The sequence below is a fragment of the Micromonospora sp. WMMA1923 genome (assembly GCF_049179195.1).
GTDB classification, from domain to species: domain Bacteria; phylum Actinomycetota; class Actinomycetes; order Mycobacteriales; family Micromonosporaceae; genus Micromonospora; species Micromonospora yangpuensis.
Genome location: NZ_JBMHLZ010000001.1, coordinates 1,695,689 through 1,711,440, shown reverse-complemented (window position 1 = coordinate 1,711,440; position 15,752 = coordinate 1,695,689). Strand labels below are relative to the sequence as shown.

Genomic DNA, 15,752 nt, shown 5'->3' with positions numbered 1-15,752 from the left:
TACGGCAGAGCCGACCCCGGGGGGCGACGCGGCAGCTGAGACCAGCGGCCGGGCAGACCCGTCCGTCCCGCGCGCTGTCTCCCATCCGGACTGTCTGAGCGCGGTGGTGCCGCACTCAACCGTCGGCCCTGGGGTCTCACCAGGTCCACCGGGCGGCAGAGCCGTCCGGGTCGCGGGCTTACCACGGCCGGGGCCGTGGATCACCGCCGGTTCGGAATTACACCGAGTCCCGCCAGCGCGTGGTGGGTACCTGAAGAAGTCTTACACGCCAACCGCCGGATGTCGCTATTCCGGCGTGCTACCTCACACCGTCGGCTCGGCGACGGTCGACCGCGACGTACGAGCCGGGCTGGCTCTTGGCCACGGTCTTCATCTCCGAGGCGGTGGCGATGGCGGCGAGCGGATCGGTGATCCGCTTGTTCACGTCGGAGAGGGCCACCCCGATGGAGAGCGTGACCAGGGCGGCCTTGCGGATGTTGCCCCGCCGGTCCTTCAGCTCGACGAAGCCCCGTTGGGCGTCGGTCGGGTCGTACAGCCGGTCGGCGGCGGTCTCGAAGTCGACCACCGCCCGGGAGGTCAGCGGGCGGATCTGGTCCGGGCTGCAGACGATCACGAAGTCGTCGCCGCCGACGTGGCCGAGGAAGGCCGGCGGCTGACCGACCGCGACCACCGCCCGGTGCAGGCTGCGGGCCAGCGTCGAGATGAACTCGTCGCCCCGGACGAAGCCGTACCGGTCGTTGACGCTCTTGAACCGGTCGATGTCGATGTAGCCGACGGCGTAGTCGACCCCGCTGCGGACCCGGTCACCGATCTCCCGCCGGATCCGGCTGTTGCCGGGCAGGCCGGTCAGCGGGGAGACCTCCCGGAACTCCTTGTTGCGGCGCAGCGTGGAGCTGACCCGGGCCACCAGCTCGGCGGTGTCGAAGGGCTTGACCAGGTAGTCGTCGGCGCCGGCGCTGAGCCCGTGCACCTTGTCCACGGTCATGCCCTTGGCGGTCAACATGATCACCGGCAGGGCGGAGGTCAGCGGGTTGGCGCGCAGCCGCCGGGTCAGCTCCATCCCGTCGATGCGCGGCATCATCAGGTCCACCACCGCCAGGTCCGGCCGCCGCCGCTCGATCACCTCCAGCGCCTCCTGGCCGTCGAAGGCGTGCAGCACGTCGAAACCGTGCAGGCGGAGGTTGAACTCGACGAAGCGGGCGATGTCCTCGTCGTCGTCGACGACCAGGATGACGTCGGGTGCGTCGTCGGCCTGCTCCACGCTCAGTGACCGCTGGTCGCGCGGTCGGCCAGGGACCGGAGGTTGCGCACCGCCTCGGCGGGGTCGTCAGCGCCGTAGACGGCGGTGCCGGCGACGAAGGCGTCGGCACCGGCGGCGGCGGCCTGCTCGATGGTGTCGGCGGCGATCCCGCCGTCGACCTCGATGCGCAGCTCCAGGTGACCGGCGGCGGCGTGCCGACGGGCGGCACGCACCTTGTCCAGCAGGTGCGGCAGGAATCGCTGCCCGCCGAAGCCGGCCTTGATCGTCATGATCAGCAACGTGTCGAAGCTGGGCAGCAGGTCGAGGTACGGCTCGATCGGGGTGTCCCGGTCGATGGCCAGCCCCGCCTTCGCCCCGGCCGAGCGCAGGTCCTTGGCCAACGCCACCGGGTCGTCGCACGCCTCGGCGTGGAAGGTGACGTTGTACGCCCCGGCGTCGGCGTACCCGGGTGCCCACCGGCGCGGGTCGGTGATCATCAGGTGCACGTCGAAGGGCAGCTCGGTCACCGCCCGTAGGCTCTGCACCACCGGCAGCCCGATGGTCAGGTTGGGCACGAAGTGGTTGTCCATGACATCGACGTGCAGCCAGTCCGCGGCGCCCTCGACGGCGCGCACCTCCTCGGCCAGACGGGAGAAATCAGCGGCCAGGATGCTGGGTGCCACGATCGGCGGCGGTACGGTCACCAGGCCAGTGTACGAACGCAGCCATCCCCGGTCGCCATCGCGGCACCATTCCGAACCCCCTGTCACCCAACCGTGACCGGCGGTGCAGAATGACCCGTCCGATCCGGCGATCTAGCACGAAAGGCCAATGATGACTGGCCGATCGACGGAAACGGGACGAAACTCCATGAGGGACGGTGTCGTATGCTGCACGCCCGGCGGGGCAACGCCGCTCGGGTCGCGGCAACCGGCCGTCAGCTCCCGGAAAGGGCAGACGATGCGACGGTGGCTTGGGGCGCTGGCGCTGGCCGGCACAGTGGTGCTGGGCGGCTGCCTGCCGGCACATGGCGGAGACGGTGACCTGACCGACGACTGGCCGGCCCTGCGGGAGCCGCAGCTGTTCGTCCCCGCCGCCGGCGCCTGCCTGCCCCGGATCAGCGTGGTCGCGCAGGCCAGCACCTACGACACGGTGGACTGTTCCCGGCCCCACCTGGCCGAGGCCATCCACGTCGGCAGCTTCGTGGCCAACGAGGTCACCGACGACACCCGCCCGGAGCCGGGATCACCGGCCCTGCGGACCGCCCGGGGCGAGTGCGACCTACGCGTCCGGGAGGTGCTCGGTGGCGACTGGCGGTCGGCCCGGCTCACCCTGAACATCGCGGTACCGTCCACTTCCGCCTGGCGGGCCGGCGCCCGCTGGTTCCGCTGCGATCTGAGCGAGACCGACAGCATCGACAACACCCGCCCGGTCAACCGGGTCGGCAGCCTGCGCGGGGCCCTGCTCGGCGACTCCCCGCTGGCGCACCGGTGCTTCGACCCCAAACTGATCGGCGGCAATCTCAACTACATGGCCCCGGTGCTCTGCACCGAGCCGCACCGGGCCGAGTTCGTCGGCGTGTACGTCGAGAAGGACATGAGCTGGGCCGCGTTCAGCAAGGCCAACGCGCAGGTGCACCGGCGGTGCATGAGCCTGATCGCGGCCTTCGCCGCCGTGCCGAACAACAACGAGTTGCCGTACCGGGCCGGTTCGATCTTCTACCCGCCGTCGCAGCGGGAGTGGGAGGAGGGCGACCGGGGGGTGCGCTGCTTCCTGTGGAGCGACGACCGCAAGCTGACCCGGTCCATGCGCGACGCCGGACCGAAGGGGCTGCCGGCCATCTGAGCCACCCGGGATGGGCGGTCAATTGTCCGGGCCGCCCAGGCGCGCGTCGGCCGGGGGAGGGTCACCCCCGGCCGACGCCCACCGGAGTGGCTCAGCTGCGGCGCAGAACGGCCAGGAACATCGCGTCGGTGCCGTGCCGGTGCGGCCAGAGTTGGACCGTCGGCCCGTCCCCCAGCCCCGGCATCCCCGCCGGCAGCAGCGGCCGGGCGTCGACGAAGTCCACCCCGAAGCCGCAGCGGCGGGCCGCCTCGGTCACCGTCACGTGCGTCTCCACGGTGTGCGGTGAGCAGGTCACGTAGGCCACCACCCCGCCGGGACGGACCGCCCGCAGGGCGGCGGTGAGCAGTTCCCGCTGCAACCGGGTCAACGGCGGCAGGTCGGCGGGCTGCCGCCGCCACCGTGACTCCGGCCGCCGCCGCAACGAGCCGAGGCCGGTGCAGGGCGCGTCGACCAGGACCCGGTCGAAGTGCCCCTCCGGCAGCTCCGGCTCGACGCCGACGTCACGCCCGTCGGCGGTCAGCACGGTCACCGGTAGCCCCCGGGTCGCCTCGGCGACCAACCGGGCCCGGTGTTCGGCCACCTCGACCGCGGTCAGCTGGGCGTCCCGCCCCACGGCCAGCGCGCCGAGCAGCCCGGCCTTGCCGCCAGGTCCGGCGCAGAGGTCGAGCCAGCGCCGGTCCGGGCCGTCCAGGTCCGCGGCGACCAGGGCGTCGGCGACCAGTTGGGAACCCTCGTCCTGCACGTGCGCCCGGCCGTCGGCCACCGCCGCCAGGTCACCGGGCGCGCCACCGGAGAGATACACCGCGTACGGCGAGAAGGCGCCGGGGGCACCGCCTACCTCGTCGGCCAGCGCCGCCGCGTCGGCCCGCCCCGGCCGGGCGCAGAGGTGCACCGGCGGCCGGACGTTGTCCTCGATCAGCAGCCGGGTGGTCTCCCCCAGGTCACCGCCGAGCGCGTCGGAGAAGGCCCGCACGATCCACTGGGGATGGCTGTACGCCACCGAGAGGTGTCCCACCGGATCGGTGTCCACCGGCGGGGCGAGCTGGGCCACCCAGGCGTCGGCGTCCTTGGTGGTGACCTCGCGCAGCACCGCGTTGGCGAACCCGGTCGCCCCCTCACCGATCACCCGGACCAGGTCGACCGTGGAGGAGACCGCCGCGTGCGCCGGCACCCGGGTGTGCAGGAGCTGGTACGCCCCGATCCGCAGCGCGTCGCGTACCGGCGGGTCGATGCGGGCCACGTCCCGCCCGGCGGCGGCGGTGAGGATCGCGTCCAGGGTGCCGAGGTGACGCAGCGTGCCGTAGGTCAGCTCGGTGGCGAAGGCCGCGTCCCGACCGAACAGCCCGGCTTCGCGCAGGATGATCGGCAGCACCAGGTTGGCGAAGGCGTCGTCGCGGTGCACCGCGGCCACCGCCTCGAACGCCGCCAACCGGGGCCGGTCCACGGCCGCCCGGGCCACCCGTCCCCCGCCGTACCGGCCGGAGTCGACCCGACCTCGACCGTCGCGTCCGCCGGCGCCACCGCGGGTGTCCCGGTCCCGGCCGCTGCCCCGGGTGTCCCTGCTGTCCCGGTCCCGGCCGCTGCCCCGGTCCCCGCGGTCGTGACGGCCCGGTCGGTCGTCACGGCGCGGTCGGTCGTCACGGCGCTGCGGATGGCCGGGCTCTCCGCCGACCGGCGCGGCGCTCACGCGAGCTCCTCGCCGGCGCCCACCCGGACACCCCGGGCCCAGTCGGTGGCCGGCATCGCCTTCTTGCCGGCCGCCCGCACCTCACCGAGGCGCACCGGGGTGGTGGCCGTACCGGCCAGCACCCGGGCCTTCTCCACCAGCAGCTCGCCGGGCTTCAGCGCCGGGCCGTCCGGCACCGGCGTGACCGGGCCGAGCTTGACCCGGTCACCCCGGAAGGTGGTCCACGCACCGGGTGCCGGGGTGCACGCCCGGATCCGCCGGTCCACCGCGAAGGCCGGGTCGCCGAAGCGCACCCGGGCGTCCTCCACGGTCAGTTTCGGGGCCAACGACACGCCGTCGGCGGGCTGCGGCTCGGCCCGCGCGGTGCCCGCCTCGATCGCGTCCAGCACCGCCACCAGCAGGCCGGCACCGGAGTGCGCGAGGCGCTCCAGCAGGTCCCCGGAGGTGTCGGCGGGGCGGATCTCGTCGGTCAGGGTGCCGAAGACCGGTCCGGTGTCCAGGCCCGCTTCGAGCTGGAAGACACTGGCCCCGGTCAGCTCGTCGCCGTGCAGTACGGCGTGCTGCACCGGCGCGGCCCCCCGCCACGCCGGCAGCAGCGAGAAGTGCAGGTTGATCCAGCCGTGCCGGGGCACCTCCAGCGCCACCGGCGGCACCAGGGCGCCGTAGGCGACCACCGGCGCGCAGTCCGGGGCCAGCTCGCGCAGCCGGTCCAGGAACTCGGGCTCCCGGGGGCGGGCGGGGGTCAGCACCTCGACCCCGTGCTCGTCGGCCCAGGCTCCCACCGGGGAGCGGACCAGACCCCGGCCCCGGCCGGCGGGCGCGTCGGGGCGGGTGACCACGGCGAGCAGCTCGTGCCCGGAGGCCGCCACGGCGGCCAGGGCGGGTACCGCGACAGCGGGCGTACCAGCGAAGATCAGTCGCATCGGCCGGTCACCGCCCCAGGCCGAAGGGGCTGCCGTGCGGGCTGGTCTTGACCGTCGGTGGAGCGGCCGCGTCGTACCACTCGGCCTCCCGGATGGCCTTCATCGCGGCCTTCCGGCCGGCCGGGTCGAGCCGGTCGAGGAAGAGCACCCCGTCGAGGTGGTCGGTCTCGTGCTGGACACAGCGCGCCATCAGCCCGGTGCCGACGATCTGCATCGGGTCGCCGTAGCCGTTGAAGCCCTTGGCGATCACGTTCTGTCGACGCTTGGTGTCGAAGTAGAGGCCGGGGATGGACAGGCACCCCTCCGGGCCGTCCTGCTCCTCGGCATCGGGGAACTCCAGCACCGGGTTGACCAGGTGCCCGACCACGTCGTCGACGTCGAAGGCGAAGACCCGCAGACCCACCCCGAGCTGCGGTGCGGCCAGGCCGGCACCGCTGCGGTCACGCATCGTGTCGGTGAGGTCGGTGATGAGCTTGCGCAGCTCGACGTCGAAGTCGACCACCGGATCGGCCGGCGTGCGCAGCACGGGATCGCCGAAGAGACGGATGGGCTGGACGGTCACGCGGGAATGCTCCTTAGTACCGCGACGGCGGATGAGCACCGCTGCGGCGGATCGGTACCGTAACGGCCGATTGGTACCACTACGGCGGATCGGTGCCGCGACGGCGGAAGACGGCGGGTGGAACTCTGCCGTACCAGTCTACGGACCGGTCGCGGCGTGTCGGGTCACCCCACCACCGGTCAGAGGGCGGGGCCCGGTTCCCCGGCCAGCACCGCGTCCCCGCCGAGCAGGGCGTGCTCGGGCAACGGGAGGTGGATCCGGTGCGCCGCCTCCCAGTCGTAGACGGTGCTGGGGCGGACCTGGGCGGCGAAGTAGTCCACCGCGCTCATCCCGCCCACCACCGGCTCGTCCACCTCGGCGACCAACTGGGCCGGGACCAGCCGGAACCCGCCCTGCAGCGCGGCGCTGAGCCGGCGGTGCCCGTCGACGACGAAGAAGTACTCCCCGGTGAAGCCGATCCGCAGCGGTTCGAGGGCCGCGTTGCCGCCGGCGGCCACCGCGTCGACGAAGTCGGAGTCCCACAGGTCCCGCAGGGCGGCGATGTCCTCGGTCGGGTAGACCCGGGCCGGGTCGAGCAGCAGCAGCGGCGGGCTGTCCTGCACCACGTCGGTGCCGAGCGCGCCGGTGAACACCGCGACGATGTGCTCGATCACCTCCTCCGCCGGGGCCCGGGTGGTGTCGCAGATCAGGTCGTAGTTGCGCAGCCGGGCCTTGTCCACGCCGTAGCGGACGATGAACCGGTTCCGCTCGCTCTCGCTGCGCTCGCGCAGCTTGGCCTTCGCCTCCTGCAGCGAGGTGTAGCTCTCGGCCGGGCCGGACGGACGGGCCAGCACCCGCCGGGCCGCCTCACCCGGCTCGGTGATCATGTGCACCTTGAGCGCGTCGGTGAAGAAGTGCCAGGCCAGCCGGGAGTCCATGACCAGGCGCTCACCGGAGGCGGCGATGTCCCGCTGGAGCTGGTCGACGTAACCGTCCACCGCCTGGTCCAGCTCGGCGTGCAGGTTCAGCTGGAGCGCGGTCATCTGCCGCTCCTGGGCCATCTGCCGGTACAGGTCACCCACGCTGACCCGGCGCAGCCCCAGCCGCTTGGCGATCTCGACGGAAACGGTGCTCTTGCCGCTACCGAGGTCACCGTTGAAGACGATCGACTGACGAACGGTCACGCTGGTCCACCTCAGATCACCAATGGAACACGTCATCGACCCTGGCACCATGGGGACACCGGGACCGGCACGGCATGACGGGCGATGCTACCACCCCGCCCAGCACACTCCGTCACCGCGACGCTCAGAACAGGCTCAGCGGATCGACCTGCAGACGTACCGGATCGGTGGCCTTACGGGCGGTGCGTACGCCGGCTGCGGAGTGCAACGCCTCGGCGAGCGCGGCGGCCCGCGCCCGGGGGACCCGGACCAGCATCCGCTCCCGGTCGTCGTCGGCCGGGACCGGGCCGAGCACCTCGGCCGCGTCCGGCAGGCGCGCCTCGGCCAGCAGGTCGGCCACCGCCGCGGCCGACCCGGTGAGGCTGGCCATCCGGACCGCCGGCGGAAAGCCCAGCTCCCGGCGTTCGGCCAGCTCCCGGGCGGCGAACCAGCCGGCGTCCCAGCGCAGCAGCGCCTGCACCGGGGCCAGGGCGCCGTCGGCGACCACCACCACCCGCCCGCCGGCCGCGGCGGGCCGGGCCAGCGCGGCGGCGCTCATCCAGCGGCGTAGCGCCTCCTCCCCCGCCCGCAGGTCGGCGCGGGTGAGCAGGGCCCAGGAGTCCAGCAGCAGCACCGCGCCGTAGCCGCCCTCGGCGACCGGCTCGGCCCCCGGCGTGGCGACCACCAACCCGGCCCCGCCGGGCACCGTGGCCAGCACCTCCTCCCGTCCGGAGGTGCGCACCGGCACCCCGGGGAAGGCCCGACCGAGTTCCTCCGCGGTGCGCCGGGCACCGGTGACGGCGGCCCGCAGCCGCCGCCCGCCGCACTCCGGGCAGGCGTAGGCGGCGGCGACCCGGCCACACCAGCGGCAGGCCGGCGTACCGGTCGCCGACGGCAGGGCCAGCGGCCCGGCACAGTGCGGGCAGCGGGCCGGGGTGCGGCACTCGGCGCAGGCCACCGCCGGCAGGTAACCCCGGCGGGGCACCTGCACCAGCACCGGCAGCGCGGCCCGCAGGGTGTCCCGGGCGGTGGTCCAGGCCAGGCTGGGCAGTCGGGCGGTGACCGCACCCGGGTCGCGGGCCAGTTGCGGATCGTCACCGGTCGGGGCGATCGCCGGGGTACGCGCCCGCACCGTTTCCCGGCCGGCGACCACCTCCCGGGCCCACCCGGTCTCCACCAGCAGTTGTGCCTCGGCGGTACGGGTGTACCCGCCGACCAGGGCGGCGGCGTCGGCGAGCCGGGCCCGGGTCAGCAGCACCTCCCGGGCGTGCGGGTACGGGGACCGGGGTTCGGCGTGCAGGTCGTCCCCGTCGTCCCAGATCGCCACCAGACCGAGTCGCCGTACCGGCGCGAACATCGCCGCCCGGGTGCCGATCACCACCGGCACGGCACCGAACCGGGCAGCGAGGAAGGCCCGGTAGCGCCGGGCCGGCCCGAGTGCGGCGGAGAGGCAGACGTGCCGGCCGTCGCCCAGCACCGCGGTGAGCGCCGCGTCGAGCCGGTCCAGGTCACGGGCGTCGGCGACCACCATCACCACGCCCCGGCCACCGGCCACGGTGGCCGCGGCGGCCTCGGCGTACCGGTCGGCCCAGTCCGCGCCGGGCAACGCCGACCAGACGGCCCGGGGGGCCCGGCCCTGCGTCAACGCCCGCAGCAGGGCCGGCCCGGCCGGGTAGTCCCGCCACCCGGTCTCGGCCGGCTCGGGCCGACCCGGGGCGGCGGTGGGCGTCGGCTGGCCGACGGCGACCGGCACGCCGACGGTGCCGGCCGGCTCAGTCAGCTCGGCCGTGCCGGCTGGGGCCGGCGGTTCGGCGGTGACCGCCTTCTCCACCCGGGCGTGCCGGGGTGGCACGGCGAGGCGGAGCACGTCGGCCAGGACGCCGGCGTACCGGTCGGCGACCGCCCGCGCGAGCTGGGCGATCTCCGGGGCCAGCACCGGCACCGGCGAGACCACCTTCTCCAGGTATGCCAGCTTGCCCGGGTGCGCCGACTCGGCGACCCGGGTCAGCAGCCAGCCGTCGACGAGCTGCCCGGCGAAGCGCACCTTGACCCGGGCACCGGGGACCGCGACGTCGGCCAGGTCGGCGGGGACCAGGTAGTCGAAGGGGCGGTCCAGGTGGGGCAGGGGTACGTCGACACAGACACGAGCGACCGGCGACCCCGTCGCGGGTCGCCGGTCGCTGCGCCTGGTGCCGGTCAGGCTCCCGCAGCCGACTTGAGGTCGGCGGCCCGGTCGGTGCTCTCCCAGGTCAGCTCGGGCAGCTCCCGGCCGAAGTGGCCGTACGCGGCGGTCTGTTGGTAGATCGGGCGGAGCAGGTCGAGATCGCGGATGATCGCGGCCGGACGCAGGTCGAAGATCTCGCTGACGGCCTTCTCGATCGAGGCGACCGGCACGGTCTCGGTGCCGAAGGTCTCGATGAAGAGGCTGACCGGGTGGGCCTTGCCGATCGCATACGCGACCTGCGCCTCGCACCGCTCGGCCAGGCCGGCGGCCACCACGTTCTTGGCCACCCAGCGCATCGCGTACGCGGCCGACCGGTCCACCTTGGACGGGTCCTTGCCGGAGAACGCGCCGCCGCCGTGGCGGGCGTACCCGCCGTAGGTGTCGACGATGATCTTCCGCCCGGTCAGGCCGGCGTCGCCCATCGGGCCGCCGACCTCGAACCGGCCGGTCGGGTTGACCAGCAGCCGGTAACCCTCGGTGTCGAGGCCGAGGCCCTCCAGCTCCGGGGTGATCACGTGCTCCCGTACGTCCGGGGTGAGCAGCGACTCCAGCGAGATGTCCGCGGCGTGCTGGCTGGACACCACGACGGTGTTCAGCCGGACCGGGCGCAGCCCCTCGTACTCGATGGTGACCTGGGTCTTGCCGTCCGGGCGCAGGTACGGCACGGTGCCGTCCTTGCGGACCGCGGCGAGCCGACGGGACAGCCGGTGCGCCAGCGCGATCGGCAGCGGCATCAGCTCCGGCGTCTCGGAGCAGGCGAAGCCGAACATCATGCCCTGGTCACCGGCGCCCTGCGCGTCGAGCGCGCTCTCCGACGACCCGGTACGCAGCTCGAAGGCGTTGTCGACGCCCTGGGCGATGTCCGGCGACTGGGCGCCAATCGAGACGCTGACGCCACAGGACGCCCCGTCGAAACCCTTCTTCGACGAGTCGTACCCGATCCGCAGGATCGTCTCCCGCACGATCGTCGGGATGTCGGCGTACGCCTTGGTGGTCACCTCGCCGGCGACGTGGACCTGACCCGTGGTGATCAGGGTCTCCACGGCCACCCGGCTGTGCGGGTCCTCGGCGAGCAGCGCATCCAGAATACCGTCGCTGATCTGGTCGGCGATCTTGTCCGGGTGGCCTTCCGTGACCGATTCGGAAGTGAAGAGGCGGCGTGTCACGGCACTCCTAAGCTGAGGAAAAGTCGTTCCGCGGAAGTGTAGTCATCGGGTTTCGACGAACGCTTGAACGGTGGGCCACACTCACCTTTCGGGAAGGGCCGGCCACCGCGCGACGACGAGGTCCCAGACGTCGTCGGCCAGCTCCTCCTTGGACCGCTCGGCCAGGGTGTGCGTGGCGCCGTCGGCACCGACGACGGTGGCCGCGTTGGTGTCGGCGCCGAAGACCTTGTCCGGACCGACCTCGTTGATGACGATGAGGTCGGCTCGCTTGCGGGCGAGTTTGGCCCGGCCGTTGGCCTCGGCGTCACCGGTCTCCGCTGCGAACACCACCAGTACCTGCTCCGGCCGACGGTCCCGACCCAACTCGGCGGCGATGTCGGGATTGATGACGAGTTCGATGGTAGGGGCTTCGTCCGTCGACTTCTTGATTTTGCTGGTGGAGTAGCTCGCCGGTCGGAAATCGGCAGGTGCCGCCGCCATCACCACCGCGTCCGCTCCGGCGGCTGCCGACAGCGTCGCGGTACGCAACTGCTCGGTGGTGCCGACCCGGACCAGGTCCACGCCGGCCGGCGGGGCGAGTGAGACATTGGCCGAGATCAGGGTCACCCGGGCGCCCCGGGCCACCGCCGCGCGGGCGAAGGCGTAGCCCTGTTTGCCCGACGAGCGGTTGCCGAGGAACCGCACCGGGTCCAACGGCTCCCGGGTGCCACCGGCGGTGACCACCACGTGCCGGCCGGCGAGGTCGGCGGAGGCCGGGCCCCGGGCCAACGTCCGGCGGGCGATCGCGAAGATCTCGGCCGGATCGGGCAGCCGCCCCTTGCCGCTGTCCGCGCCGGTGAGCCGCCCGACGGCCGGCTCGATCACCCGTACCCCGCGGGAGCGCAGGGTCGCGACGTTGGCCACGGTGGCGGGGTGCTCCCACATCTCGGTGTGCATGGCCGGGGCCAGCAGCACCGGGCACCGGGCGGTGAGCAGGGTGTTGGTGAGCAGGTCGTCGGCGAGGCCGTGGGCGGCACGGGCCAGCAGGTCGGCGGTGGCCGGCGCGACCACCACGAGGTCGGCCCGTTGACCGAGCCGCACGTGCGGCACCTCGTGCACCTGCGCCCAGACGTCGTCGGCGACCGGCTGTCCGGAGAGCGCGGCCCAGGTCGGCGCGCCGACGAAGCGCAGGGCCGACCCGGTCGGCACGACGCGGACCCGGTGCCCCGACTCGGTGAACAGTCGCAGCAGCTCACACGCCTTGTAGGCGGCGATGCCGCCGCCGACTCCGAGGACGATCTCGGCGGACATCGGCGGGCCGGGGCGGACTACGGCTGGTCGGTCGGCTCGGCGGTGAGCAGGCCCGCGTTGATCTCCCGCATGGCGATGGAGAGCGGCTTCTCCTGCGGGGTGGTCTCCACCAGCGGGCCGACGTACTCCAGCAGGCCCTCGCCGAGCTGGCTGTAGTAGGCGTTGACCTGACGGGCACGCTTGGCGGCGAAGATCACCAGCGCGTACTTCGAGGTGGTCTTGTCGAGCAGCTCGTCGATCGGCGGGTTGGTGATGCCTTCGGGGTTGGCGATGGATCCCACGAATAACCTCAGCGTCGTCTCAAGTGACAGAACCGAGCAAGCCTACCAGTTCGTCCACGGCCCGCTCGGTACGGTCGTGCAGCACGGTGTGGTCCACGAGGGCGTCGACGGCCGGCTCGGGACGGTACCCGGGCGGCCGGAGCAGCACCAGCCGGGACCCCGGGAACGCCGCACGCACCTGCGACGCGCCGACCAGGTCCAGCGGGAGCAGCACCGGCCGACCGGCACGCAACCGGGACCGGACCGACTCGCCCGGCGTACCCCGCCGGTACGGCCCGATCCGGGCCCACTCCAGCAACTGGCCGGCGGCGGCCAGTTGGTCGAACTCGACCGGGTCGAGAAAGACCCGGTCGATTCCGTCCACCTCGCACTCGCGGCACGGCCGGGTGGTGGCCGGCACCGGAGTCCAGATGGCCGGGGAACGCGCCCGGACCAGCTCGACCACACTCTCCCTGCCGGCACCGGAAGGTCCGGCCAGGACAGTGAGCCGAGCTGCCGGGCGCGTCTCGCCGTCCGTGCTCACTGCTTGTTTCTACACGCTGCCGCGATTCAGTTCGCGGCGAACTCTCCCAGCAGCGCCTTGCGCTGCTGCTCGCCGAGCCCACGCAGGCGGCGACTGTCGGCGATCTTCAGCTTCTCCATGATCTGGGTCGCCCGGATCTTGCCGATGCCCGGCATCGACTGCAGGACGGCCGAGACCTTGAGCTTGCCGACGACATCGTCGGACTCGGCCCGGTCGAGCACGGCGGCGAGGGTGGTCTTGCCCTGCTTGAGCTGCTCCTTCAGCTCAGCACGGGCTTTGCGGATCTCCGCAGCCTTTTCCAGCGCGGCTGCGCGCTGCTCGGGGGTCAGTGACGGGAGCGGCACCAGTTCTCCTCAGGTCCCTATCGCGACGGGCGGGACGCACCGCCGCATCTGTGAAACGTGGTGTCGCTGGCAACCAAAGGGGTCCGTGGTTCCCAGCGCGGGGAAAACTAGCGGTCAACGGAGCTTTCGGCAACGTGGGCACGCGCCCATGGACGCAAAGTGACCGAGCCGTCAGTCAGTCGACAGGCCTCAGCGCGGCCCGGCAGTCCGCCAGCACCCGGTCCGCAGCGGCCCGCAGCGCGGCGGTGTCCGGGCCCGCGTTGAGCACCTCCCGGGAGTACGACGGCAGCACGGCGGAGAGCCCGGAGCCGAAGACGGTACGCAGATCGGCGGCCGTGGCACCCTGTGCGCCGAGCCCCGGGGCGAGCAGCGGCCCGCCCACCGACGACAGGTCGTGACCTGTCTCGCCAATGGTCGCCCCCACCACCAACCCAAAGTTACCGAGCGGTTCACAACCGCTGTTGAGCTGGGAAATCTCGTCGATGACCGTCTGCGCGACAGTCCGCCCGTCGGGACTGACCGCGCGCTGCACGGCGGCACCCTCCGGGTTCGAGGTGAGCGCGAGGACGAATACGCCGCCACCGTGCTCGGCGGCCAAATCGAACATCGGAGCCAGCGACCCGACCCCCAGGTACGGACTCGCGGTGATCGCGTCGACATACAGCGAGCTGGATGGATGGAGGAACGCGGAGGCGTACGCGCGCACCGTCGAACCGATGTCACCGCGCTTGACGTCCAGCAGAACGAGCGAGCCGACATCTCGTAACTGTCGGATAGTTGACTCTAGAACCGACACGCCCGAGGCTCCGAAACGTTCGAAGAAGGCCGACTGCGGCTTGATCACCGCAACCCGGTCACCGAGCGCTTCCACGACGGTCCGGGCGAATCGGTCCAGCCCCTCGACGGTGTCCGGCAGGCCCCACCGGCGGAGCAACTCGGGGTGCGGGTCGATGCCGACACAGAGCGGTCCCCGCTCGGTCATCGCCCGGTGCAGTCGGCTCCCGAAGGTCTCCATCGCTGTGCAACTCCCTCTCTCCCGCGACGGCTGCGCCGTCGCACGTCCTCCCACGCCGTCGCGTGGCTCACGCCGTCGGGTCCCCGACGCCCCGGGTGGCCCCACACCGGGGCGACCGACGCCACCGGGTGGCCCGGACACTCCCCGACGGGTCCCCGTCGTGGGGCGGGCCCACGGCCTCCCACCGGCCGCCCGGTGGGACGGGGCGGCCCGAGGGTCCCGGCGGCTCAGCCCGCCGCCACCGCCGCGGCCATCCCGGCCGTGATCCGGGCCAGGTCGTCGTCGTCGGTCACGTACGGCGGCATGGCGTAGACCAGGTCCCGGAACGGACGCAGCCAGACGCCCCGCCCCACCGCCGCGGCGGTGGCGGCGGGCAGGTCCACCTCGTGGTCGAGCTGCACCACGCCGATCGCGCCCAGCACCCGCACGTCGCGTACCCCCGGCGCGCCGCGCAGCGGCTCCAGCCCGGCCGCCAGACCGGCGCCCACCCGGCGGACCTCGGCGGCCCAGTCACCGGCGCGCAGCAGCCCCACGGAGGCGTTGGCCACCGCGCAGGCCAACGGGTTGCCCATGAAGGTGGGACCGTGCGCCAGCACACCGCCGTCGGCGGAGATGCCCCAGGCGACCTCCGGGGTACAGAGCGCGGCGGCCAGGCTGAGGTACCCGCCGGTCAGCGCCTTGCCGAGACAGAGCACGTCCGGGGTGACCCCGGCGTGTTCGGCGGCGAACATCGTCCCGGTCCGGCCGAACCCGGTGGCGATCTCGTCGAAGACCAGCAGCACCCCGTGCGCCCGGGTCACCTCGCGCAGCACCCGCAGGTACTCGGGGTGGTGGAAGCGCATCCCGCCGGCGCCCTGCACCACCGGCTCGACGATCACCGCGGCCAGCTCGTCGGCGTGCCGCTCCACCGCCTCGACAAGCGTCGCGGCGTACGCCGGATCGGGCGGGGCGGCGAAGCCGTCCGGCGGTTGCGGGGCGAAGACCTGCCGGGGCAGCACGTCGGTCCAGAGATGGTGCATCCCGCCGACCGGGTCGCAGACGCTCATCGGGTGGAAGGTGTCCCCGTGGTACCCGCCGCGCCAGGTGCCCAGCCGGCGCCGCTGCGGTCGACCGGTGGCCCGCTGGTACTGCAGGCACATCTTGACCGCCACCTCGACGCTGACCGACCCCGAGTCGCAGAGGAAGACCCGCTCCAGCCCGTCGGGGGTCAACTCGACCAGGTTACGGGCCAGCCGTACCGCCGGCTCGTGGGTCAGCCCGCCGAACATCACGTGACTCATCCGGCCGAGCTGGTCGGTGACCGCGGCGTCGAGCACCGGATGGCGGTACCCGTGGATCGCCGACCACCACGACGACATTCCGTCGACCAGCTCCCGCCCGTCGGCCAGGCGCAGCCGGACCCCCTCGGCACCGGCCACCACGTACGGCGGGGTGGCCGGGGGCAGTGGCGCGTACGGGTGCCAGACGTGGGCCCGGTCGGCGGCCAGGATCTCCTCGGGCGTCACCGCTG

Annotated in this window: 15 protein-coding genes and 1 riboswitch; of the genes, 1 reads left to right on the top strand and 14 read right to left on the bottom strand. The window is 73.2% G+C overall.

Annotation, left to right across the window (positions count from 1 at the left end):
• Positions 1 to 69 precede the first annotated feature (69 nt).
• Positions 70 to 241, bottom strand: a riboswitch (FMN riboswitch).
• A gap of 57 nt (positions 242 to 298) precedes the next feature.
• Together ACN28G_RS07745 and rpe are read right to left on the bottom strand one after the other, a co-directional pair.
• Positions 299 to 1,261 (bottom strand): GGDEF domain-containing response regulator, encoded by a 963-nt coding sequence (locus ACN28G_RS07745; RefSeq protein ID WP_091436646.1) that lies wholly within the window; start codon positions 1,259 to 1,261, stop codon positions 299 to 301.
• 2 nt (positions 1,262 to 1,263) lie between these two features.
• A complete protein-coding gene (gene rpe / locus ACN28G_RS07740) occupies positions 1,264 to 1,944 on the bottom strand; it encodes a ribulose-phosphate 3-epimerase (protein WP_091436645.1) in 681 nt (226 codons plus the stop codon).
• Positions 1,945 to 2,200: 256 nt separating this feature from the next.
• On the opposite strand from rpe, the gene ACN28G_RS07735 reads away from it, so the two are divergent.
• A complete protein-coding gene (locus ACN28G_RS07735; RefSeq protein ID WP_421478781.1) occupies positions 2,201 to 3,085 on the top strand; it encodes a septum formation family protein in 885 nt (294 codons plus the stop codon).
• A 91-nt stretch (positions 3,086 to 3,176) separates the two neighbouring features.
• Here the strand turns inward: ACN28G_RS07735 and ACN28G_RS07730 are convergent, their stop codons facing one another.
• From ACN28G_RS07730 to ACN28G_RS07675, 12 genes are all read right to left on the bottom strand, one after another.
• Entirely contained in the window at positions 3,177 to 4,772 is a 1,596-nt protein-coding gene (locus tag ACN28G_RS07730) for an RsmB/NOP family class I SAM-dependent RNA methyltransferase (RefSeq protein WP_229688299.1), read from the bottom strand.
• Positions 4,769 to 5,695 (bottom strand): methionyl-tRNA formyltransferase, encoded by a 927-nt coding sequence (fmt, locus tag ACN28G_RS07725; RefSeq protein WP_091436643.1) that lies wholly within the window; start codon positions 5,693 to 5,695, stop codon positions 4,769 to 4,771. The genes ACN28G_RS07730 and fmt overlap by 4 nt, the downstream gene beginning before the upstream one ends.
• A 7-nt stretch (positions 5,696 to 5,702) precedes the next feature.
• Complete coding sequence (def, locus tag ACN28G_RS07720; RefSeq protein WP_091436642.1) at positions 5,703 to 6,257, bottom strand: peptide deformylase; 555 nt, start codon at positions 6,255 to 6,257, stop codon at positions 5,703 to 5,705.
• Between the two features lie 179 nt (positions 6,258 to 6,436).
• Positions 6,437 to 7,420 carry an AAA family ATPase gene (locus tag ACN28G_RS07715; protein WP_091436641.1) on the bottom strand — a complete coding sequence of 328 codons (984 nt, stop codon included), beginning with the start codon at positions 7,418 to 7,420 and terminating at the stop codon, positions 6,437 to 6,439.
• Positions 7,421 to 7,544: 124 nt separating this feature from the next.
• Positions 7,545 to 9,524: a primosomal protein N' gene (locus ACN28G_RS07710; RefSeq protein WP_421480879.1), complete on the bottom strand. Its 1,980-nt coding sequence runs from the start codon at positions 9,522 to 9,524 to the stop codon at positions 7,545 to 7,547.
• 71 nt (positions 9,525 to 9,595) lie between these two features.
• Positions 9,596 to 10,789: a methionine adenosyltransferase gene (metK, locus tag ACN28G_RS07705; RefSeq protein ID WP_091436640.1), complete on the bottom strand. Its 1,194-nt coding sequence runs from the start codon at positions 10,787 to 10,789 to the stop codon at positions 9,596 to 9,598.
• Between the two features lie 81 nt (positions 10,790 to 10,870).
• Positions 10,871 to 12,079, bottom strand: coding sequence for a bifunctional phosphopantothenoylcysteine decarboxylase/phosphopantothenate--cysteine ligase CoaBC (gene coaBC / locus ACN28G_RS07700; RefSeq protein ID WP_091436639.1), 1,209 nt, complete (start codon positions 12,077 to 12,079; stop codon positions 10,871 to 10,873).
• A gap of 17 nt (positions 12,080 to 12,096) precedes the next feature.
• Entirely contained in the window at positions 12,097 to 12,360 is a 264-nt protein-coding gene (rpoZ, locus tag ACN28G_RS07695; RefSeq protein ID WP_067373935.1) for a DNA-directed RNA polymerase subunit omega, read from the bottom strand.
• A 19-nt stretch (positions 12,361 to 12,379) separates the two neighbouring features.
• Entirely contained in the window at positions 12,380 to 12,883 is a 504-nt protein-coding gene (locus ACN28G_RS07690) for a guanylate kinase (RefSeq protein ID WP_421478780.1), read from the bottom strand.
• 26 nt (positions 12,884 to 12,909) lie between these two features.
• Positions 12,910 to 13,227, bottom strand: coding sequence for an integration host factor, actinobacterial type (mihF, locus tag ACN28G_RS07685; RefSeq protein WP_091436637.1), 318 nt, complete (start codon positions 13,225 to 13,227; stop codon positions 12,910 to 12,912).
• 175 nt (positions 13,228 to 13,402) lie between these two features.
• Positions 13,403 to 14,242: an orotidine-5'-phosphate decarboxylase gene (gene pyrF / locus ACN28G_RS07680; protein WP_421478779.1), complete on the bottom strand. Its 840-nt coding sequence runs from the start codon at positions 14,240 to 14,242 to the stop codon at positions 13,403 to 13,405.
• Positions 14,243 to 14,469: 227 nt separating this feature from the next.
• Positions 14,470 to 15,747 carry an adenosylmethionine--8-amino-7-oxononanoate transaminase gene (locus ACN28G_RS07675; RefSeq protein ID WP_421478778.1) on the bottom strand — a complete coding sequence of 426 codons (1,278 nt, stop codon included), beginning with the start codon at positions 15,745 to 15,747 and terminating at the stop codon, positions 14,470 to 14,472.
• Between the last annotated feature and the right edge of the window lie 5 nt (positions 15,748 to 15,752).

What these genes read in the sequence shown, in the direction of transcription:
- ACN28G_RS07735 (WP_421478781.1), top strand. Translation starts at nt 2,201, where the DNA reads ATGCGACGGTGGCTTGGGGCGCTGGCGCTGGCCGGCACAGTGGTGCTG.
- fmt (WP_091436643.1), bottom strand. Translation starts at nt 5,695, where the DNA reads ATGCGACTGATCTTCGCTGGTACGCCCGCTGTCGCGGTACCCGCCCTG.
- coaBC (WP_091436639.1), bottom strand. Translation starts at nt 12,079, where the DNA reads ATGTCCGCCGAGATCGTCCTCGGAGTCGGCGGCGGCATCGCCGCCTAC.
- pyrF (WP_421478779.1), bottom strand. Translation starts at nt 14,242, where the DNA reads ATGGAGACCTTCGGGAGCCGACTGCACCGGGCGATGACCGAGCGGGGA.